This window comes from Bradyrhizobium sp. CCH5-F6 (assembly GCF_001556045.1).
Classification (GTDB): Bacteria; Pseudomonadota; Alphaproteobacteria; order Rhizobiales; family Xanthobacteraceae; genus Bradyrhizobium.
The window spans coordinates 131,859-152,232 of sequence record NZ_LSIC01000094.1 but is presented as its reverse complement, the minus strand read 5'-3'; the positions used below and the strand labels follow the sequence as shown (position 1 = coordinate 152,232).

Sequence of the window (20,374 nt, the reverse complement as noted above, 5' to 3'; positions counted from 1 at the left end):
TTCGCAGGCCGGAATGAAGTCATGGTTAACGATGCCTGACATCTAGGCAGGAACCATTACGGCAGCTACCTTCGCGGTACGACCCCAAGGCACCGGAGCCCTTTGATTCCGGTGGGTTGGCGGCCTATAAGGCCGCGCTTCCCACCCCCATCGGTGAACGACCCCAAAAGACCATTCAAGAGACCACGCATGGCCGGACATTCCCAATTCAAGAACATCATGCACCGCAAGGGGCGGCAGGATGCCCAGAAGTCGAAGCTGTTCGGCAAGCTGGCGCGGGAAATCACCGTCGCGGCCAAGCTCGGCACGCCCGACCCCGCCATGAACCCGCGCCTGCGCGCCGCCGTGATCGCCGCGCGCCAGGAGAACATGCCGAAGGACAACATCGAGCGCGCCATCAAGAAGGCGCTCGGCAGCGAGGGCGAGAACTATGACGAGATCCGCTATGAGGGCTACGGCCCCGGCGGCGTCGCCGTCATCGTCGAAGCGCTGACCGACAACCGCAACCGCGCCGCGTCCGACATCCGCTCCTTCTTCACCAAGTCCGGCGGCAATCTCGGCGAAACCGGCTCGGTCTCCTTCATGTTCGACCGCACCGGCGTCATCGAATATGACCGCAGCGTCGCCTCGGACGATGCGATGCTGGACGCCGCGATCGAGGCCGGCGCCGACGACGTGGTCTCGGGCGAGAGCGGCCACGAGATCTACGCCTCGACCGAAGGCTACCGCGACGTCGCCAAGGCGCTGGAAGCCAGGTTCGGCGAGCCGCGCAAGGCCGCGCTGATCTGGAAGCCGCAGAACACGGTCGCCGTCGATGACGAGACCGGCGAGAAGCTGCTCAAGCTGATGGACCTGCTCAACGAGCACGACGACGTCCAGCAGGTCTACGCCAATTTCGAGATATCGGACGCGCTGGTCGCAAAGATGGGCGGGTAGGGCCGTCTGTCAGCCTTATCCATCGCTGTCATCGCCCGCGAAGGCGGGCGATCCAGTATTCCAGAGACGCCAGAGGGATACGGATAGGACGCGGCGTACTGGATACCCCGCCTTCGCGGGGTATGACGACCGAAAGCGAGGTGGGCGTCGGCCGCCCCTCAATGTGCTCCCTTTCCCCTGTTACTTCCGTTCTGTTTCTGTTTCCCCCGCGACAGCCAGCCGCTATCACTGGCCCATGACCGCGCTCCCGATTCGTGGCCCCGTTCGCATCATCGGCATCGACCCCGGCCTGCGCCGCACCGGCTGGGGCGTGATCGAGGCCGAGGGCAACCGGCTGATCTACGTCGCCTGCGGTTCGGTGGAGCCGCCGGACGATTTGCCGCTGGCGAGCCGCCTGCTCGCGATCCATGAGGGGCTCGCGGCCGTTCTCTCCAACCACCAGCCGGTGGAAGCGGCGGTCGAGCAGACCTTCGTCAACAAGGACGGCGTTGCGACGCTGAAGCTCGGCCAGGCCCGCGGCGTCGCCATGCTGGCGCCCGCGATGTTCGGCATCTCTGTCGCCGAGTACGCGCCGAACCAGGTCAAGAAGACCGTGGTCGGCGCCGGCCACGCCGACAAGCAACAGATCGCCATGATGCTGAAGATATTGCTGCCCAAGGCCGAGCCGCCGTCCGCGGATGCGGCCGACGCGCTCGCCATCGCCATCACCCATGCCCATCACCGCCAGAGCACGGCGCTGCGGCTGAAGGTGGCGGGTCTATGATCGGCAAGCTCAAGGGCCTGATCGATTCCTACGGCGAGGACTACGTGGTCCTCGATGTCGGTGGTGTCGGCTATCAGGTGCACTGTTCGGCACGTACGCTACAGCATCTGCCGTCGCCCGGCGAGGCCGCCGTGCTCTCCATCGAGACCTATGTTCGCGAGGACCAGATCAAGCTGTTCGGCTTCCGCACCGACCAGGAGCGCGAATGGTTTCGCCTGCTCCAGACCGTGCAGGGTGTCGGCGCCAAGGTCGCGCTCGCCGTGCTCGGCACGCTGTCGCCGGCCGATCTCGCCAATGCCATTGCGCTGCGCGACAAGGCCGCGGTGGCGCGTACCCCCGGCGTCGGCCCCAAGGTCGCCGAGCGCATCGTCACCGAGCTCAAGGACAAGGCGCCGGCCTTCGCCAATGTCGACCCGGCCGTCGTGCATCTCGCCGGCGCCGTCGACGACCAGCGCGCGCCGCGGCCGGTAGCGGATGCGATTTCGGCGCTGGTCAATCTCGGCTATGGCCAGCCGCAGGCGGCCGCGGCGATCGCGTCGGCCTCGCGGAGCGCTGGTGAGAATGCCGAGACCGCGCAGCTCATTCGGCTCGGCCTGAAGGAGCTGTCGAAGTGAGCGCAGCACGCGCCAATCCCGTCCCCGCTCTCTTTCGTCGCCTTTCGTGCGTGGTCGGTATCGTCGTGGTTTTCTCCGTTGTGGGGCCGCTGACGACCGCCGCGCTGGTTTCGGTCGTGGTGACGGCGCTCGGTGCCGCGGTGCTGCAGATGTTTTTTGTGCTCCTCGATCTGGAGGCTCTGCGCGCCCTGGCTTCGATCGCGATCTTGCTGCTGGCCATCGCCACGGTTCTCGCCTCGTTTCTTCCTGCAGTCGTTGCCGGCCTGATATTCGCGTTTGCTGCGGTCTACGCCGATGTCAACATGATCTGGATGGCGTGGCTCGCCGCGGCCGTGGCTGCGTCCGGCTTCGTCGCGCTCGGCATGTTCGTTGTGCCCTCCGAAACCTCGGCGGTGATCGTGCCGAGTGTCCGTTCCGTGCCAGAGGCGCTGAAGCTTTCGGCGATGCTCGCCATCGTCGCCGTCATTCCGGCCAGCCTGTGCTGGTGGCTCGCGAAACCTTTGCATCGTGTTATCCTGCCCTCATGACAACGCCCCCACGCATCGTTACGCCCGAGCGCCGCAGCGACGATGTCGGCGATACCGCGCTGCGGCCGCAATCGCTGTCCGACTTCGTCGGCCAGCAGCAGGCGCGCAAGAACCTGTCGATCTTCATCGAGGCGGCGCGCAAGCGCGGCGAGGCGCTGGATCACGTGCTGTTCGTCGGGCCGCCCGGCCTCGGCAAGACCACGCTGGCGCAGATCGTGGCCAAGGAGCTCGGCGTCGGCTTTCGCGCCACATCAGGCCCGGTGATCGCCAAGGCCGGCGATCTCGCGGCGCTGCTGACCAATCTCGAAGAGCGTGACGTGCTCTTCATCGACGAGATCCATCGCCTCAGCCCGGCCGTGGAAGAAGTGCTCTATCCCGCGATGGAGGACTTTCAGCTCGACCTCATCATCGGCGAGGGCCCGGCGGCGCGCTCGGTCAAGATCGAGCTGTCCAAATTCACGCTCGTCGGCGCGACCACGCGCGCCGGCCTTTTGACCAATCCGCTGCGCGACCGCTTCGGCATTCCGGTGCGGCTCAACTTCTACACCATTGAGGAACTGGAGAGCATCGTCAGCCGCGGCGCCCGCGTGCTCAATGTCGGCATGAGCGCCGATGGCGCCAACGAGATCGCGCGCCGCGCCCGTGGTACGCCGCGTATCGCCGGCCGCCTGCTCCGGCGCGTCCGCGATTTCGCCTCCGCGGCCGATGCCGCCACGATCGATCGCAAGATCGCCGATCACGCGCTGAGCGCGCTCGAGGTCGACGCCGCCGGTCTCGACGCGATGGATCGCCGCTATCTCTCGACCATCGCGCTCAATTATGGCGGCGGCCCGGTCGGCGTCGAGACGATGGCCGCAGCGCTGTCCGAGCCGCGCGATGCCATCGAGGACATCATCGAGCCCTATCTGATCCAGTGCGGCTATCTGCAGCGCACCCCGCGCGGCCGGCTGCTCACCTCGCACGCCTTCCGCCATCTCGGTCTCGCCGAGCCTCATCGCGATCCGGCCCAGTTCGGCTTGTTCGGCACTGATCGGGCCGATGACGACTGACTGCCGCAACCGGTGAACCCACCGCTTCAATCCCATCACTAATCCGAACGCGCGGCGGATGGCATCGCCGCTCACCTGCACGGATTGGAGTGGGAAGAATGGCGCTGACGGACGACGCTGGATTGCTCGAGGCCCTTGCGGCCACGCCACAGCTGCGCACGCCTGACGACACCGAGGCGTTCCTGGACCCGATGCCGGTCGGCGAACTGGCGTCGATGTGGTGCGCGCTTCAACGCGTCAGCCGGCGCGACCAGGTCGGCAGCGTCTGGGCCTTGAAACTCTATTTCGATCATCTGCCTCACCGCCGGCCGCAACAGGCGCTCGATCTCGTGCTGGAGGTGCTCAAGACCGAGACCGACAAGCCGACCGTGATGCAGCTCAACGACAAGTTCCTGCTGTCGCTGCTCTATGCACATGGCGAGGCGGTGATCGCGCGCATCGAGCGCGAAGCCGAACACAATGACCGCCTGCGCTGGCTGCTCGGCGGCGTACATGTCGATCCCGGCGACCCCTTGATGTCGCGTATTGCAGGACTTGCCGACAGCGAGGCCTGGCAGGCCGACCATCTGGCGCAGCGCACGCCGCGCGAGCCGCTCGATTGCGCCGGCATGTCGACCGCAGCGCTCGCCCGTGCCTGGGTCGAGCAATATTCCAAGTCCGATCGCGACCAGGATGACAATTTGTTCGCGATCATGGATTTCGAGCGAGACCTGCGCGAGGATGATCCCGACCGAATGATCGACCTGATCCTGGAGATCCTGAAGATCGAGGCCAATCCGGTATTGCTGTCGCTGCTGGCCGCAGGTCCCCTCGAAGATGTGATCAGCGCCGTGACGATCGACCGCATCGAGCGTGAGGCGCGTGTCAATGAACGTTTTCGCGATCTGCTCGGCGGTGTCTGGTACTACCGCGCGCCGGACGAACTAAAGACGCGGCTGGATGCGTTGATCGGCGATAGTCGCTGGTGATCCCCGTGCAGGTGTCTGCACGAGGATGCAGACGATCTGCACGAGCGCATCCCAATTCCGCTTCAATCGCATCGCATCGAGAGGCTGCATCAGAAACGGGCTTCCATGATCACGCGCCGTCATCTCATCCGCTCCATCGGCGGCCTGTCCGCCCTCGGCGTCTCGACCGCCGCCTATGGTGTCGGCGTCGAGCCGATGCTGCGGCTCCGCGTCACCCGCTATCATCCGACGCCGCGGCAATGGCCGGCGGACCTTCCGTTGAAGATCGCCGTCATCGCCGACCTCCATGCCTGCGATCCCTGGATGCCGCTGGACCGCGTCGCGGCCATCGTCGACCGCACTAATGCGCTGAACGCCGACATCATTGTGCTGCTCGGCGACTATGTCGCCGGCCTGCATCAGGTCACGCGCATCATTCCGTGCAGCGAATGGGCACGCGTGCTGGCCGGCCTCAAGGCGCCGCTGGGCGTCCACGCCGTCATGGGCAATCACGATTATTGGGACGACAGGGCCGTGCAGCGAGCCGGGCAGGGGACGACCGTCGCGCATCGTGCGCTGGAAGCGGCCGGAATCCCCGTCTACGAGAACGACGTGGTGCGCCTCACCAAGGACGGCCGGCCGTTCTGGCTCGCCGGTCTCGGCGATCAACTCGCGTTCCTGCCGGCGCGCCGGTTTCGCAGCACGGCACGGTTCGGCGCCGACGATCTCGGCGCGACGCTCGCCAAGGTCACGGACGATGCACCCATCATCCTGCTCGCGCATGAGCCCAACATTGCGCCGCGCGTGCCGGCGCGGGTCGCGTTGCAACTGTCCGGCCATACCCATGGCGGCCAGGTCCGCCTGCTCGGCTGGTCCCCCGCGGTGCCGCCGCAGCAGGGCGTCCACCTCGCTTATGGTCATGTCAGGCTGAAATGCGACGTCATCATCTCCGGCGGCCTCGGTTGCAGCATCATGCCGCTCCGCGTCGGCGTGCCCCCGGAGATCGTCGAGGTGAGACTGGGGCGGACCGCACCGGTTGTGTCCTAACACGCTTGCGCGGACCGCGGATTTTGCGCAAAACGGGCCGACAGCGACAAGCGAAGAGGCTCGCGACGTGACAGCTCATCTCGACGGCGAGATCCGCGACGGCCGCCACCACATGCAGGTCCGCGTCTATTACGAGGACACGGATTTCTCGGGGATCGTCTATCACGCCAATTATCTGCGCTACATGGAGCGCGGACGAACAAATCATCTCAGGCTGATGGGCGCCGAGCAGCAGGCGCTGTTCGAGCAGGTCGAGACGGAGGGCGCAGGCTTTGCCTTCGTCGTCCGCTCGATGCATCTGGATTTCCTCAAGCCCGCGCGAATGGACGACGTGCTCGACGTCGTGACCTGGCCGATCGCGGTGAAGGGTGCGTCCATCATGCTGGCGCAGGAGGTGCGGCGCGGTCATGACGTGCTGGTGAAGGCCGAGGTCCGCGTTGCCTTCATCAGCGGCGGTCGCGCCCAGCCGATTCCGAAGTCGATACGCACGCTGATGAAAGCCGATCTGATTTCATGATCGCCTGATTTGTGATGGCCTATCGACTCCGCGAATTGCGGCGATAAATTCACGGCCCCGATCAACCGATGAGGCCATCATGTCGCGCCCGCCGCTTCCACCCTTCACCCGCGAGACCGCCGCGCAAAAGGCCCGCATGGCCGAGGACGCCTGGAATTCACGCGATCCGGTGCGAGTGTCGCTCGCCTATACCGAGGATAGCCGCTGGCGCAATCGTTCCGAAGTCTTCCAGGGCCGCGAGGCCATCGTCGCGTTCCTCACCCGCAAATGGGAGAAGGAGCATGACTACCGGCTGATCAAGGACCTGTGGGCCTTCGACGGCAACCGCATCGCGGTGCGCTTCCAGTACGAATGGCACGATGGGAATGGCCAGTGGTATCGCTGCTACGGCAACGAGCAGTGGGAGTTCGACGAGCACGGCCTGATGAAGCGGCGCGAAGCCTCGATCAACGACATCGCGATCACGGAGAAGGATCGCCGGTTTCACTGGCCGGCCCCGGGGCCAAGGCCGGCGGATGTGGCAGGGCTGGGGACGGATCCGTTCTGAGCTCTCTTATGAGCGGCGGTGCTTCACCCTCTCCCCTTGTGGGCCCCTTGTGGGAGAGGGTGGCTCGCCGCATAGCGGCGAGACGGGTGAGGGGTCTCTCTCCGCGAGTCTAACTCTCGTTTGAATGCGCGGACGCATACCCCTCATCCGGCGCTTCGCGCCACCTTCTCCACAAGGGGAGAAGGGAAGAGTCCGCGTGGCGAGTGCTGCGGACTAAGGAGCCGTGCGCTTCTTCAAAAATCTCGTAATCGCCCCGCCCAGCTTTGCGTTATCCATCGGCTGCGCCAGCGACGCCCTCGCCGTTGCGACGACGTCATCCGGCGCATTGCCGTCGCGCAGATCGCAACACACCTGCGCAAACTCCACGTCGAACTCCGGATGCGGCTGCACCGTCAGGGTCGTGCCGTTGGCGTAGAGCAGGCCGGCATGCGGGGTGAACTCGGACGACAGGATCGTCAGCGCGTCGCTCGGCGGCTCGATCACCTGGTCCTGATGCGAGGCGGCGATGGCGACCGACTCTGCGTCGATCACGCCGTTCTCCGGCAGCACCCGATAGATGTGCCGGCCGATGCCCCAGCCCTTCTCAGACTTGCGTACGGTGCCGCCGAGGGCCTGCGCGATCAGCTGATGGCCGAAGCAGACACCAACCATCGGTGTCTGGTTGACGTAAGCCTTGCGCACGAAATCCTCCAGCGGTGCGATCCACGCGAGTTCGTCATAGACGCCGGCGGCCGCGCCGGTGATCAGGATCGTCTCCACCTCGCGTGGGTCGGGGAGTGTATCGCCATTCGGGATGCTGACCACGTCGACCGTGGCTGTGGAGTCCTCGGCGCGGATCATGCGCGCGAACATGTCCGGAAACGAGCCGTGCCGTTCGCGATGCTCTGGAGGAACGAGCCCGGTTTCGATGATGGTGATGCGTGCCATGTGCGCCTCGGGTAGAAGGTTGCGCGTGTAATCGCAAGCTCAGTCGCTTTCTGCCCCATGTTGCTGGTGCGGCGCTGTGCGCTCGAGCAGCGCGCTCTCCTTGCGGACCTCGTTGAGGAAGGCCTTTGCCAGACGCGACAGCGGCTCGGCTTCCGACCACAGCATATAGGCGACCGCCCGGGTCTCCGGCGTGAACGGGCGGACGACGAGGCCGCTGCCGACGTTCTGCCGCGGCGAGAACGGATCGACCACCGCAGCGCCGACGCCGGCGGCCGCGAGCACGCAGGCCGTGTTGCAGTAGCGCACCTCGACAGTCGGCCGGAACGACGCACCGGCGCGGGCGAAGCTGTCGCGCACGGCTTCACCAAGCCGCGTGCCGCGCTCGAGTCCGATGAAGGGCAGGCCGGAAAGATCGGAAGCGGATATCACCGGCCTGCCGGCGAGCGGATGTTGCGGCGGCAGCACGCACACCATCTCGCCGGTATGCACCACCTCATGCGCGATGCCGGGATGATGCGTCAGCCCGAGGGCGAAGCCGAGTTCGGCGACGCGGCTGAGCACGCCTTCGATGATACCCTCGTAGCGGCGCACGTCGAAGAACACGCGCGTCTCCGGGCGTCGGCGCAGGAAGCCCGACAGCGCGGAAGGGATGATGCTGTAGGCGAGCGGCGGGGTCGCCACGATCGCAAGATGTCCGGAGCGGTTCTCGCGCAGATCGCGCACGCGGTTCTCGAGCTTCGCGTGCAAGGCGAAGATCGCTTCGCTTTCCTTGTAGAGCGCCATTGCTTCGGCGGTCGGAAACAGCCGGTTGTTGACACGCTCGAACAGCGCGAAGCCGGCCTGCGCCTCCATCGTCTTCAGCGCATTGCTCACCGCGGGCTGCGACAGCGCCAGCTCGTCCGCAGCCGCAACCGTGGTTCGGTGGCGGATGACCGCACGCAGAATCTCGAGCTGACGCAGGTTCATATCACTGCCGATTATACTCAGGGCCAAAAGATCATAGCAAAGCGAATTGATTTTGCAGCCCCGCTTGCCCGTAATGGCAGCGGATTTGCGCGTCGTATCAAAGGGTTCACTCGCCCATTGAGGCGGCACTACGCATAGATTGGAGGCAAACTTGGTTCGTGTCCTTCGCGCCGCCGCCGCTCAGATGGGGCCGACGCAAAAAGCCGATACGCGCGAGCATACGCTGGCGCGGATGCTCGACATGCTGGAGGAGGCGGCTGGCCGCGGGGCGAGCCTTGTAGTGTTTCCCGAGCTAGCTTTCACCACCTTCTTCCCGCGCTGGCTGCTCGAAGGCGAGGCCCTCGACCGGTATTTCGAGCGGAGCATGCCGAATCCGGCGGTGGCCAAGCTGTTCGATCGGGCGCGTGCGCTGCGCGTCGGCTTCTATGTCGGCTATGCCGAGCTGACGCCGGACGGCCGGCGCTACAATTGTTCTGTCCTCGTCGATCGCGACGGTGAGATTCTCGGCCGCTACCGCAAGGTGCACCTGCCGGGGTCGGTCGAGCCGCGTCCGGGCGCGCGCTACCAGCAGCTCGAAAAGCGCTATTTCGAATATGGCGATCTCGGCTTTCCCGCCTTCCGCGCCGGCTCGTCCTGGGCCCATGCCATCATGGGCATGATGATCTGCAACGATCGGCGCTGGCCGGAATCCTGGCGCGTGCTCGGCCTGCAAGGCGTCGAGCTCGTCTGCATCGGCTACAATTCGGCGGCCTATGATCCAAACGGTGGCACCACCGAAGACGGCGCCTTGCGCACTTTCCACTCGACGCTGGTGACGCAGGCCAACGCCTACATGAACGCGACCTGGGCGATCTCTGTGGCCAAGGCGGGCGAGGAGGATGGCTCCGGGCTGATCGGCGGCTCCTGCATCGTCGATCCCAACGGCCGCATCGTCGCGCAGGCCCAGACGCTTGCGGACGAGGTGATCGTCGCCGACATCGACCTCGACCTCTGCCGCCAGGGCAAGGACAAGATGTTCAATTTCGCCGCGCACCGGCGGCCCGAGCAATACAGGGTGATCACCGAGCGCGCCGGCGTCATCGAGCCGGCCGTTCTCGACGCAGATTGATTTCGTGACGTCGGCGCAGGCGGCCGAGCTTCCGGCGGAGATCAAGCAGGCCGGCACTAATGCTCGAACTCCACGAGCGCCTTGCGCATGGTTTCGACCAGATCCAGCGCCACCGGCGACGGGCTGCGCTGTGCCGGAAAGACTGCCGAGAATTCGAAGTCGATGCGCGGCAGGAATCGTCTCACGACGACGCCGCGCGTTGCAAATTCCTGCGCGGTGAAGGGATCGCAGATCGACACGCCGAGTCCCGACGACACCATGCCGCACATGATTTCCGACAGCGTGGTCTCGACCCTGAGCACGCGGCGAACGTCGCTGCGGTGAAAAACCTGATCGACGAGGTGCCGGCTCGACGATCCCGCCGACAGCGAGATGAACGTCTCGCCCTCGAAATCGCGCGGCTCCAGCACCTCTTTCTCAGCCAGGCGATGGCCCGTCGGCAGCACCGCGACGCGCGGCAGTGCCGGCAGCCGCAGGCTCGGCAGGCCGGAATGGGCGATCGGCACCTCGGCAAAGCCGATGTCGCATTGGTTGTTCAGCACCCAGTCGACCACGATCGGCGAGATCACGCCGAAGAAGGCGAGGTTGAGGTTGGGCCGCTCCATCAAGAAGTGACCGGCGAGCCGCGGCAGATAGCCGTTCGCGAGCGCCGGCAGCGCGGCGATCCGCAGCGAGCCCGTGCGGCGGCCGCGGATCTCCTCGGCAGCCGCGGTGATGCGTTCGAGACCGACGAAGGAGCGCTCGACCTCGGTATAGAGCGCCATCGCCGCCGCGGTCGGCACGAGGCCGGTGCCGCGCCGCTCGAAAAGCTCCATCTTCAGCAGCGCCTGGAAGTCGCGCAGCAGGCGGCTGACCGCGGGCTGCGTCACCACCATCAGCTTGGCCGCCTCGGTGACGCTGCCGGTCAGCATCGTCGCGCGGAAAGCCTCAACCTGCCGCGAATTGATCCGCGCCATCTCCAACTTCCATCCATAACATTTTGGCATGCAAAGGGTGCCATTATTCATTGGACGATGGAAGTCTAGGTTGCGATCTTTTTCATCAGAGCTGGAGACAGCCCGCTTTTTCGGCAGATTGGAGGGGTTCGAACCTCCAAATCGCGCCAAACCTGCCGAGCAGGGGCCGGAGCCCTGATCAAAGTGGGATTGGCGCGGAAGGAAATGCGGCAGGCGCTTCGGCCGGAGCTTGTCGGCACGTCACCTCATTCCGGTATTGGAGATCGGTCCATATGAAGACTCTTCGCCTTCTGACAGCGGTCAGCATCGCGGCGCTCGTTGCCGCCCCGTCGGCCGCCTCGGCCCAGCAAAAGACTCTCTACGTTGCCGGCTATGGCGGCTCCTTCGAGAAGACGATCCGCGACGAGGTGATCCCGGCCTTCGAGAAGGAGAACGGCGTCAAGGTCGAGTACGTCGCCGGCAACTCCACCGACACGCTGGCCAAGCTCCAGGCGCAGAAGGGCAACCAGCAGATCGACGTCGCCATCGTCGATGACGGCCCGATGTACCAGGCGATCCAGCTCGGCTTCTGCGGCAAGCTCGACGGACTGCCAGCCGATCTGTACGACACCGCCCGCTTCAAGGACGATCGCGCGGTCGCGATCGGTATCGTCGCCACCGGCCTGATGTACAACACCAAGGTGTTCAAGGAGAAAGGCTGGGCACCGCCGACCTCCTGGAACGATCTGAAGGACTCGAAATACGCCAAGCAGCTCGTGATTCCGCCGATCAACAACACCTATGGTCTCGAAGCGCTGGTGATGCTGTCGAAGATGAACGGCGGTGGCGAGACCAACGTCGATTCCGGCTTCAAGATCTTCAAGGAGCAGATCAATCCGAACGTGCTGGCCTATGAGCCGTCGCCGGGCAAGATGACCGAGCTGTTCCAGTCCGGCCAAGCCGTGATCGCGGTGTGGGGCACGGGCCGGGTGCAGAGCTTCGCCAACACCGGCTTTCCCGTCGACTTCGTCTATCCCAAGGAAGGCGCCGCGACGCTGCTGACGACGGCCTGTCCGATCAACAAGCCCAATGCTTCGCCGCTCGCCGCAAGCTTCATCAAGACGCTGCTCGATCCAAAAATCCAGCTCGTGCTGCTGAAGGATTACGGTTATGGCCCGGTGCTGAAATCGCTGGTGATCCCGCCGGAGCTCGGCAAGATGGCGCCGATCGGCGAGCGCGCGGCCAAGCTCTACAATCCGGACTGGACCGTCATCAACGAGAAGCGCGAGGAGTGGACCAAGCGCTGGAATCGCGAGGTCGAGCGCTGATCGCTCGCGGCGGAGACAGCGTCATGGCCTATCTCGAGCTCGATCGGGTCGCAAAGCAGTTCGGCGCGCAGACTGTGGTCGACGACTTCAGTCTGTCGGTGGGGAAGGGGGAGTTCATCTCCTTCCTCGGCCCGTCCGGCTGCGGCAAGACCACAACTCTCCAGATGATCGCGGGCTTTCTCGACCCCACGCGCGGCGCGATCCGCCTGGAGGGCAAGGATCTGACCGCGATTCATCCGGCGAAGCGTGGCCTCGGCATCGTGTTTCAGAGCTACGCGCTGTTTCCGCATATGACGGCGGCGGAGAACGTCGCTTTCGGTCTGGAGATGCGCAACGTGCTGCGGGCGGAACGGGCTGAACGCGTCCGTGCCGCTCTCGCGATGGTCGGCCTTGCCGGTTACGAGGACCGCCATCCGCGCCGCATGTCCGGCGGCCAGCAGCAGCGCGTGGCGCTGGCGCGCGCGCTGGTGATCAAGCCGAGCGTGCTCCTGCTCGACGAGCCGCTCTCGAATCTCGACGCAAAGCTGCGCGAGGAGATGCAGATCGAGCTGCGCCAGATCCAGCGCACCATCGGCACCACCACGATCCTCGTCACCCACGACCAGAACGAGGCGATGTCGCTGTCCGACCGCATCGTGGTGATGAGCCAGGGCAAGATCGAGCAGATCGGCACGCCGCAAGAAACATATGAGAAGCCGGCCTCGGCCTTCGTTTCGCAGTTCCTCGGCAAGACGAATGACTTTGCCGCAACCATCGACCGGACCGCGACGCCGGCGCGACTGGTGGCGGGCTCCTGGAGCGCGCCGGCACCTGCCGGCCTCCACGGTGCCGTCACTGTCAGCATCCGCCCCGAGCGCATCGGGTTCGGCGATGCCGGCCTCACAGCGAAGATCGTCACGCGCATCTTCCAGGGCAACCACTGGCTGTTCCAGTGCGAGAGCGAATGCGGTCCGGCGATCGTGATCCGCCAGAATGACGGCAAGGCGCAGCCGGCGGAAGGCGAGGCGGTTTGCCTGACCTGGCGGCCCGAGGACATGAGCGTGCGCGCGGGGGCCGGCGCATGAGCGCGGTCGCGGAGGAACGCAGCGCGCGTGCGCCGTGGGCGCTGACGGCGCCCGCCTTGATGCTGTTCGTCGGCGTACTGCTGATTCCGCTGGCGATGACGGTGATGCTGTCGTTCCACGATTGGGGCCAGTACAAGGGCATCGAGCCGGTTTTCATCCTCAAGAACTGGCACGAGATTGCGACCGATCCCTACTATGCAGAAATGTTCTGGCGGACGTTTCGCATCGCGATCCTGACCACGCTGCTCACGGCTCTGCTGGGCGCGCCCGAAGCCTACATCCTCAACCGCATGAGCGGCCGCTGGAAGAGCTTCTTCCTGCTGGTCATTCTCGGGCCGCTCTTGATCTCCGTCGTTGCGCGCACGCTCGGCTGGGCGCTGCTGTTCGGCGGCAACAACGGTCTCGTCAACAAGCTCCTGATGTCGCTCGGGGTCATGCGCTCCCCCATCCCCTTCATGTTCACCGAGACGGGAATGATTGTCGCGCTCGCGCATGTGATGATGCCGTTCATGGTGCTGTCGGTGTGGGCCGCACTCCAACGCCTCGATCCGCAGATCGAGAATGCCGCGATGTCGCTCGGCGCCGGCCCGATCACGACGATCCGCCGCATCATCATGCCGCAGATCATGCCGGGTGTGCTGTCGGGCGCCATCATCGTATTCTCGCTCTCGGCCAGCGCCTTCGCGACGCCGGCGATCATCGGCGGCCGGCGGCTCAAGGTCGCGGCGACGCTCGCCTATGACGAGTTCCTCAACACGCTGAACTGGCCGCTCGGGGCTGCGGTCGCGACGCTGCTGCTGGTCGCGCTGGTGCTGATCGTCGTCGGCAGCAACGCGTTGATCGAGCGCCGCTACGCGGAGGTGTTCCGATGAGACGGAACGGCCCGCTCGCGCTGATCTTCCACGCCATCTTCGTCATCATCATGGTGGCGCCAATCCTGGTCGTCTGCCTCGTCGCCTTCACGCCAGAAGGCTTCCTCTCGTTGCCGACCAACGGCTTTTCGCTGCGCTGGTTCAGGACGATCGCGAACTATCCTGAATTCATCCACGCCTTCTGGGTCAGCCTCGGACTCGGCGCGCTCTCGTCCTTCGTCGCGCTTCTGTTCGCGGTGCCGGCGGCGCTCGCGATCGCGCGCTACCGCTTCCGCGGCCGCGATGCGCTGGCGGCGCTGTTCCTCTCGCCGCTGATGATCCCGCATGTCGTGCTCGGCATCGCTTTCCTGCGTTTCTTCACGTCGGTCGGGCTGGGCGGCAGCTTCGCCGCGCTGATCGTCGCGCATGTCATCATCGTGTTTCCGTTCGCGCTGCGGCTGACGCTTGCCGCCGCAACCGGCATGGATCGCACCGTCGAAATGGCGGCGGTCTCGCTCGGCGCCGGCGGCTGGACGCTGTTCCGCCGCGTGACGCTGCCGCTGATCCTGCCCGGCGTCATCAGCGGCTGGGCGCTCGCCTTCATCCAATCCTTCGACGACCTCACCATGACCGTCTTCCTCGCGGCACCCGGCACCGAGACGTTGCCGGTGCGCATGTTCCTCTACATCCAGGACAACATCGATCCGCTGGTGACGTCGGTCTCGGCCTGCGTGATCGCGATCACTATGACCGCCCTCATTCTGCTCGACCGCTTCTACGGGCTCGACCGTGTGCTCGCCGGCAAGGGCGATACGGGACGATAGGAGAACTCATGTCAGGAGAATACGACGTCGCCGTCGTCGGCGGCGGACTGCTCGGCTCCGCCATTGCCTGGGGCCTCGGCCGCCTCGGGAAGAAGGTGGCCGTGCTCGACGAAGGCGATATCACCAAGCGCGCCTCGCGCGCGAACTTTGCGCTGGTTTGGGTGCAGAGCAAGGGACTCGGCATGCCGGCCTATACGGTTTGGACCGTGCAGGCGTCACATGCGTGGGCCCGGCTCGCCTCCGAACTGAAGCAGCAGACCGGCCTCGACGTCTGCCTCCAGCAGAACGGCGGCTTTCACCTCACGCTCGGCGAGGACGAATTCGGCCAGCGCACCGAGCTGGTCAAGCGCATGCACAACCAGGTCGGCGCGGCCGACTACAAGATGGAGATGCTATCCGCATCCGAGGTCAAGAAGGCACTGCCGCTGATCGGCCCGGAAGTTTCCGGCGGCAGCTATTGTCCGCTGGATGGCCATGTCAATTCGCTGCGCACGTTCCGCGCCTTCCACACCGGCTTCAGGGCGTTCGGGATCGATTATTTTCCGGGGCGACCGGTCTCGGCGATCAGCAAAAGCGGCGGCGAGTTTCGTCTGACGACGCCGGAGGGCGAGCTGCGCGCGGCCAAGATTGTGCTGGCCGCCGGCAATGCCAATCAGACGCTGGCGCCGATGGTCGGTCTCTACGCGCCGATGGGGCCGACCCGCGGCCAGATCGTCGTGACCGAGCGCACCATGCCGTTCCTGCCGCACCCCTTGACCACGATCCGCCAGACCGACGAGGGCACGGTGATGATCGGCGACAGCAAGGAGGACGAGCTCGACGATCGCACGCTGAAGCATTCGATCAGCGCGGTCATGACGGATCGCGCCCAGCGGATGTTTCCGCATCTGTCGCGGCTCAACGTGGTCAGGAGCTGGGCCGGCATCCGCGTGATGCCCCAGGACGGCTTTCCGATCTACGATCAGTCGGAGACGCATCCCGGCGCCTTCGTCGCCTGCTGCCATTCCGGCGTCACGCTCGCGTCCAACCACGCCTTCGACATCGCGCGCATGGTGGCGCAGGGCGCGCTCGAGCCGGAGCTGGTCGGCGCGTTCTCCGCCAGCCGGTTTGGCGGCGCGGGCGCAGCCAACAATAGCGGCTATTAGAGATTTCAGGAAGGAGCCAAGGGGCATTCCCATGTTCAGGCGATCCGAACAGGACAAGCGTCCGCAAGTGCAGATCTTCGTCGACGGCGTTGCCGTCGCCGCGCGCCAGGGCGACACCGTCTCCGCCGCGCTATTGGCCTCCGGCGTCGACGCACGGCGTTCCACCGCGGTGAGCGGCGCGCCGCGTCTGCCCTATTGCATGATGGGCGTGTGCTTCGACTGCCTCGTTACCATCGACGGCGTCGGCAACCGGCAGGGGTGCCTCGTGCCTGTCGCCGAGGGCATGCAGATCGAAATCCAGAAGGGCAAGCGGGAGATCGGAAAATGACTGTGGCTCCCAAGCGCGAAGACTATGACGTCGTGGTGATCGGCGCCGGGCCTGCGGGTCTTGCTGCGGCGGCGACCTCGGCCGAAGCCGGCCTGTCGACGCTGCTGCTCGACGAGAATATCGGCCCCGGCGGCCAGGTGTTCCGCGCGATTTCCTCGACGCCGGTCACGGAGCGCAATCAGCTCGGCGCGGACTATTGGGTGGGTGCCGATCTCGTGCAGTCGCTGCGCGCGAGCAACGCCGAAATCATTCATCGTGCCACCGTGTGGAGCCTGGACCGTAATCTCGAGATCGCGGTCTCGATCGGTGGCGCATCCGCCTTCGTCAAGGCCAGGCGCGTGATCCTCGCGACCGGCGCGCTGGAGCGGCCGTTCCCGATCCCCGGCTGGACGTTGCCGGGCGTGATGACGGCCGGCGCGGCGCAGACCATGCTGAAATCATCGGCGCTCGTGCCCGATGGCCGCACCGTGATCGCGGGGCAGGGGCCGCTGCTCTGGCTGCTCGCCGCGCAGATCCTGCGCCTCGGCGGCCGCATCGACCGCATCCTCGATACCACCGAGCGCCGCAATTATTACGCCGCGCTGCCGCACGCCTTCGCCTTCCTGACCTCGCCCTATTTCGCCAAGGGCCTCGCCATGATGCGCGAAGTGAAGGCGAAGGTGCGGGTCGTCTCGGGTGTCACCGAGCTCGCGGCCTCCGGTGATGGCCAGCTCGCGAGCGTGAGCTATGTCGCCGGTCGCAGTCGCGAGACCATCCCGACGGATCTGTTGCTGTTGCATCAAGGCGTCGTACCGAACGTCAATCTGGCAATGGCGGCGGGAATCGAGCATCGCTGGGATGATCTGCAATTGTGCTGGTCGCCGGTGCTGGATGCGAACGGTTCGTCGTCGGTCGCTGGCATTGCCATCGCGGGCGACGGCGCGGGCATCAGCGGCGCGAATGCAGCCATGGTTCGCGGCCGCATCGCGGCGCGCGCGGCTGTGGAAGCGCTGGCGCCGGCGGCCGCTGCGAAGCTTCCCGCGATCGCAACGCTCCGCGCCGATCTCGCCAAGGCCGAGCGCGGCCGCGTCTTCCTCGACACGTTGTTTCGTCCCGCGCCGCAGTTCCGGATTCCCAAAGGCGACACCATCGTCTGCCGCTGCGAAGAGGTGACGGCCAAGGACGTTCTCGACTCCGTCGCGATCGGCGCGACCGGGCCGAACCAGCTCAAGGCCTATCGCCGCACCGGCATGGGTCCGTGCCAGGGCCGGCTCTGTGGCCTCACCGTCACTGAGCTGATGGCGCAGGCGCGCGGCAAGAGCCCCCAGGAGATCGGCTATTACCGGCTGCGCGCGCCGGTGAAGCCGATCACGCTCGCCGAGCTCGCCGCCGTTCCCAAGAGCGAGGCCGACGTCAAGGCGGTGGTGCGCGGATGACCAGAAACGTGGATGCGATCGTCGTTGGCGGCGGCATCCACGGATGTTCGACCGCGCTGCATCTGTGCCTCGCCGGCTTGAGGCCGGTGCTGATCGAGAAGGACTATGCTGGTCGTCATGCCTCGGGCGTCAATGCCGGCGGCGTGCGTCAGCTTGCGCGGCACATTCCGGAGATTCCACTCTCGATCCGCTCGATGGGGATCTGGGAGAAGATCTCCGAGCTCCTCGACGACGATTGCAGCTTCGAGAGCTACGGCCAGGTGCTGGTCGCCGAGAACGAGGAGGAACTCGCGGCCTGTCGCGCGCGTGTGGCCGAACTCAATGCGCTCGGCTTCACCCATGAAGAGCTGATCGACGCGACTGAATTGCGACGGCTGGTGCCGGCCGTGGCCGAGACCTGTCCCGGCGGCGTGGTCTCGCGCCGTGATGGCGCCGCCAATCCGGCGCAGACGACGACGGCGTTCCGGCGCAAGGCCGAACAGCTCGGCGCGACCGTGCGCGAGGGCGTCGCCGCCAGCAACATCCGGTACAGCGACGGGCTCTGGCACGTCGACGTCGGCACGGAAACCTTCGTCGCGCCGGTGCTGGTCAACGCTGCCGGCGCCTGGGCCGGCAAGATCGCGGCCGATCTCGGCGAACCCGTTCCGGTCGAGACCGTTGCGCCGATGTTGATGATCACCTCGCGCGTGCCGCACTTCATCGACCCCGTCGTGATCCTGCGTGGGCGCAAGCTCTCCTTCAAGCAATTCTCCAACGGCACCGTGCTGATCGGCGGCGGCCATCTGGCGACGCCTTATCAGGACCGCAACGAGACGGTGCTGGACTGGAAGAGCCTTGCCGTCAGCGCCCGCACCGTCTTCGAGCTGTTTCCGGTGATGCGCAGCGCCAACATCGTCCGCGCCTGGGCCGGCATCGAGGCGAAGATGAAGGATGATATCCCCGTGTTTGGGCCGAGTAGCCGTCACAAGGGCCTTTATCACCAGTTCGGCTTCTCGCTGCACGGATTTCAGCTCGGCCCCGGCGCCGGCGCCGTGATGGCGGAGCTGATCGTCAATGGCGGCACCCAGACCCGCATCAGCGATCTCGGCATCGACCGCTTCCATCCTTCAACGCTCTAGAAAAAGAGGACATCATGAGCATCACCCGCAGCATCCGCACGCCCATCATGCACCGCGCCGTCGAGGCCAACGGCTTCGTCTTCCTCGGCGGCACCATCGCCGACGACACCTCGGTCTCGATGGGCGACCAGACCCGCAACATCCTCGGCAAGATCGCCGGCTATCTGAAGGAAGCCGGCACCGACAAGTCTCGCGTCGTCAGCGCGTCGATCTTCGTCACGGATCTGTCCAGGAAGAAGGAGATGGATGCGGCCTGGACCGAGTTCTTCGGTGACGATCTCCCCACCCGCGCCACCGTCGGCGTCGCGGATCTCGGCGGCGGCGCGCTGATCGAGGTGGTGGTCACCGCCCTGAAGGGTTGACCGCGCCCGGCGACGAAGACGTCAGCCGAGCTCCTGCCAGACGGTCAGATGTGGAATGATGGGCATCTGCTGGGCGACGCTGCGTCCAGCGCATGCACGAGTGTATGGAACAAAACGCCGGTTCCATCCATGATGACGCATCTGGAGAGAACACATGCCGCAAGCCGAACGCTCAACCTCATTTCCTTCGCGCCTCGTCGGTCAGTACGCCCTGGTGACCGGAGCCTCGCAAGGGATCGGCCGCGCCGTCGCCGTCCGGCTCGCTCAGGAAGGCGCAGCCGTCGCCATCAACTATTTCGAGAACGTGGAGCGGGCGGAGGAGACGCTCGCGCTAGCTCGCGCGGCTTCGAGCGATCGCGGGCACGGCGAGCCCGATCATTGCATCGTCAAGGCCAATGTCGGTGACGACCAGGACATTGCTGCGATGTTCGAGACGATCCTGTCTCGCTGGAAACGTCTCGATTGTCTTGTCAACAACGCCGGCTTCCAGAAGGAATCGCCGAGCGAGGCGCTCGACGTCGAGACCTACCGCCGGATCATCGACGTCAATCTCAACGGCGCCGTGCTCTGTGCGCAGAAGGCGCTGGCGCATTTCGTCGCGCGCGGCGGAGGCGGCAGCATCATCAACTGCTCCAGCGTCCACCAGATCATCCCGAAGCCCGGCTATCTCGCCTATTCGATCAGCAAGGGCGGCATGGCCAATCTGACGCGCACGCTGGCGCTCGAATTCGCTGGCCGCGGCATCCGCGTCAACGCGGTCGGTCCGGGCGCAATCGACACGCCGATCAACGCAGCCTGGACCGGAGACCCGGAGAAGCGCGGTGTCGTGACCAGCCATATTCCGCTCGGCCGCGTGGGAACTCCGGAAGAGATCGCCGCCGTGTTCGCCTTCCTCGCCTCGGATGATGCGAGCTACATCACGGGGCAGACCATCTATGCGTGCGGGGGCCTGACGCTGTTCCCCGAATTCCGGGAGAACTGGGCAAGCTGAACGTCCGCTTTGGACCGCGCCCATCGGCCGCCACCAATGCCCTATGCGAAGATGGCGGTCGTGGT

General features: G+C 65.6%; 23 protein-coding genes. 20 read left to right on the top strand and 3 right to left on the bottom strand.

The window, feature by feature from the left end; genetic code table 11:
- The first annotated feature begins 189 nt into the window (after positions 1-189).
- The 9 genes from AX729_RS17195 to AX729_RS17155 all read left to right on the top strand — a co-directional run bounded on the left by AX729_RS17195 (position 190) and on the right by AX729_RS17155 (position 6,947).
- The gene (locus AX729_RS17195; RefSeq protein ID WP_061025081.1) at positions 190-936 is read left to right on the top strand and encodes a YebC/PmpR family DNA-binding transcriptional regulator; all 747 of its coding nucleotides are present in this window, start codon (positions 190-192) and stop codon (positions 934-936) included.
- A 235-nt stretch (positions 937-1,171) separates the two neighbouring features.
- Complete coding sequence (gene ruvC / locus AX729_RS17190) at positions 1,172-1,699, top strand: crossover junction endodeoxyribonuclease RuvC (RefSeq protein ID WP_061025079.1); 528 nt, start codon at positions 1,172-1,174, stop codon at positions 1,697-1,699.
- On the top strand, positions 1,696-2,313 hold the full coding sequence (ruvA, locus tag AX729_RS17185; RefSeq protein WP_061025077.1) for a Holliday junction branch migration protein RuvA: 618 nt from the start codon (positions 1,696-1,698) through the stop codon (positions 2,311-2,313). Before ruvC ends, ruvA begins: the two co-directional genes overlap by 4 nt.
- A complete protein-coding gene (locus AX729_RS17180; protein WP_061025075.1) occupies positions 2,310-2,840 on the top strand; it encodes a hypothetical protein in 531 nt (176 codons plus the stop codon). The genes ruvA and AX729_RS17180 overlap by 4 nt, the downstream gene beginning before the upstream one ends.
- Positions 2,837-3,889: a Holliday junction branch migration DNA helicase RuvB gene (gene ruvB / locus AX729_RS17175; RefSeq protein WP_061025073.1), complete on the top strand. Its 1,053-nt coding sequence runs from the start codon at positions 2,837-2,839 to the stop codon at positions 3,887-3,889. The genes AX729_RS17180 and ruvB overlap by 4 nt, the downstream gene beginning before the upstream one ends.
- Positions 3,890-3,987: 98 nt before the next feature.
- Positions 3,988-4,857, top strand: a complete 870-nt coding sequence (locus AX729_RS17170; protein ID WP_061025072.1) for a DUF6869 domain-containing protein — start codon at positions 3,988-3,990, stop codon at positions 4,855-4,857.
- A 105-nt stretch (positions 4,858-4,962) separates the two neighbouring features.
- Positions 4,963-5,883 carry a metallophosphoesterase gene (locus AX729_RS17165; protein WP_061025070.1) on the top strand — a complete coding sequence of 307 codons (921 nt, stop codon included), beginning with the start codon at positions 4,963-4,965 and terminating at the stop codon, positions 5,881-5,883.
- A gap of 67 nt (positions 5,884-5,950) precedes the next feature.
- Positions 5,951-6,400, top strand: a complete 450-nt coding sequence (gene ybgC, locus AX729_RS17160) for a tol-pal system-associated acyl-CoA thioesterase (RefSeq protein ID WP_082770461.1) — start codon at positions 5,951-5,953, stop codon at positions 6,398-6,400.
- Between the two features lie 79 nt (positions 6,401-6,479).
- The gene (locus AX729_RS17155) at positions 6,480-6,947 is read left to right on the top strand and encodes a nuclear transport factor 2 family protein (RefSeq protein WP_061025066.1); all 468 of its coding nucleotides are present in this window, start codon (positions 6,480-6,482) and stop codon (positions 6,945-6,947) included.
- 213 nt (positions 6,948-7,160) lie between these two features.
- On the opposite strand, the gene AX729_RS17150 is transcribed toward AX729_RS17155, so the two are convergent.
- A complete protein-coding gene (locus AX729_RS17150; protein WP_061025063.1) occupies positions 7,161-7,874 on the bottom strand; it encodes a type 1 glutamine amidotransferase in 714 nt (237 codons plus the stop codon).
- 39 nt (positions 7,875-7,913) lie between these two features.
- Positions 7,914-8,840: a LysR family transcriptional regulator gene (locus tag AX729_RS17145; RefSeq protein ID WP_061025061.1), complete on the bottom strand. Its 927-nt coding sequence runs from the start codon at positions 8,838-8,840 to the stop codon at positions 7,914-7,916.
- Between the two features lie 151 nt (positions 8,841-8,991).
- On the opposite strand from AX729_RS17145, the gene AX729_RS17140 reads away from it, so the two are divergent.
- The gene (locus AX729_RS17140) at positions 8,992-9,948 is read left to right on the top strand and encodes an N-carbamoyl-D-amino-acid hydrolase (protein WP_082770460.1); all 957 of its coding nucleotides are present in this window, start codon (positions 8,992-8,994) and stop codon (positions 9,946-9,948) included.
- A gap of 56 nt (positions 9,949-10,004) precedes the next feature.
- Here AX729_RS17140 and AX729_RS17135 read toward each other — a convergent pair whose 3' ends face one another.
- Positions 10,005-10,904, bottom strand: coding sequence for a LysR substrate-binding domain-containing protein (locus AX729_RS17135; protein WP_061025057.1), 900 nt, complete (start codon positions 10,902-10,904; stop codon positions 10,005-10,007).
- Positions 10,905-11,176: 272 nt separating this feature from the next.
- Between AX729_RS17135 and AX729_RS17130 the strand changes: the two genes are divergently transcribed.
- From AX729_RS17130 to AX729_RS17085, 10 genes are all read left to right on the top strand, one after another.
- Positions 11,177-12,211: an ABC transporter substrate-binding protein gene (locus AX729_RS17130; RefSeq protein WP_061025054.1), complete on the top strand. Its 1,035-nt coding sequence runs from the start codon at positions 11,177-11,179 to the stop codon at positions 12,209-12,211.
- Between the two features lie 23 nt (positions 12,212-12,234).
- Entirely contained in the window at positions 12,235-13,275 is a 1,041-nt protein-coding gene (locus AX729_RS17125; protein WP_061025304.1) for an ABC transporter ATP-binding protein, read from the top strand.
- Complete coding sequence (locus AX729_RS17120) at positions 13,272-14,147, top strand: ABC transporter permease (RefSeq protein WP_061025052.1); 876 nt, start codon at positions 13,272-13,274, stop codon at positions 14,145-14,147. Before AX729_RS17125 ends, AX729_RS17120 begins: the two co-directional genes overlap by 4 nt.
- A complete protein-coding gene (locus tag AX729_RS17115) occupies positions 14,144-14,950 on the top strand; it encodes an ABC transporter permease (RefSeq protein WP_061025050.1) in 807 nt (268 codons plus the stop codon). The genes AX729_RS17120 and AX729_RS17115 overlap by 4 nt, the downstream gene beginning before the upstream one ends.
- A gap of 8 nt (positions 14,951-14,958) precedes the next feature.
- The gene (locus AX729_RS17110; protein WP_061025048.1) at positions 14,959-16,095 is read left to right on the top strand and encodes an NAD(P)/FAD-dependent oxidoreductase; all 1,137 of its coding nucleotides are present in this window, start codon (positions 14,959-14,961) and stop codon (positions 16,093-16,095) included.
- A gap of 31 nt (positions 16,096-16,126) precedes the next feature.
- Positions 16,127-16,423: a (2Fe-2S)-binding protein gene (locus AX729_RS17105; RefSeq protein WP_061025046.1), complete on the top strand. Its 297-nt coding sequence runs from the start codon at positions 16,127-16,129 to the stop codon at positions 16,421-16,423.
- Positions 16,420-17,838 carry an FAD/NAD(P)-dependent oxidoreductase gene (locus AX729_RS17100; RefSeq protein ID WP_061025044.1) on the top strand — a complete coding sequence of 473 codons (1,419 nt, stop codon included), beginning with the start codon at positions 16,420-16,422 and terminating at the stop codon, positions 17,836-17,838. The genes AX729_RS17105 and AX729_RS17100 overlap by 4 nt, the downstream gene beginning before the upstream one ends.
- Positions 17,835-18,956, top strand: coding sequence for an NAD(P)/FAD-dependent oxidoreductase (locus tag AX729_RS17095; RefSeq protein WP_061025043.1), 1,122 nt, complete (start codon positions 17,835-17,837; stop codon positions 18,954-18,956). The genes AX729_RS17100 and AX729_RS17095 overlap by 4 nt, the downstream gene beginning before the upstream one ends.
- A 14-nt stretch (positions 18,957-18,970) precedes the next feature.
- Positions 18,971-19,318: a RidA family protein gene (locus AX729_RS17090; RefSeq protein ID WP_061025041.1), complete on the top strand. Its 348-nt coding sequence runs from the start codon at positions 18,971-18,973 to the stop codon at positions 19,316-19,318.
- A 154-nt stretch (positions 19,319-19,472) separates the two neighbouring features.
- Positions 19,473-20,309 (top strand): SDR family oxidoreductase, encoded by an 837-nt coding sequence (locus tag AX729_RS17085; RefSeq protein ID WP_061025039.1) that lies wholly within the window; start codon positions 19,473-19,475, stop codon positions 20,307-20,309.
- Positions 20,310-20,374 lie beyond the last annotated feature (65 nt).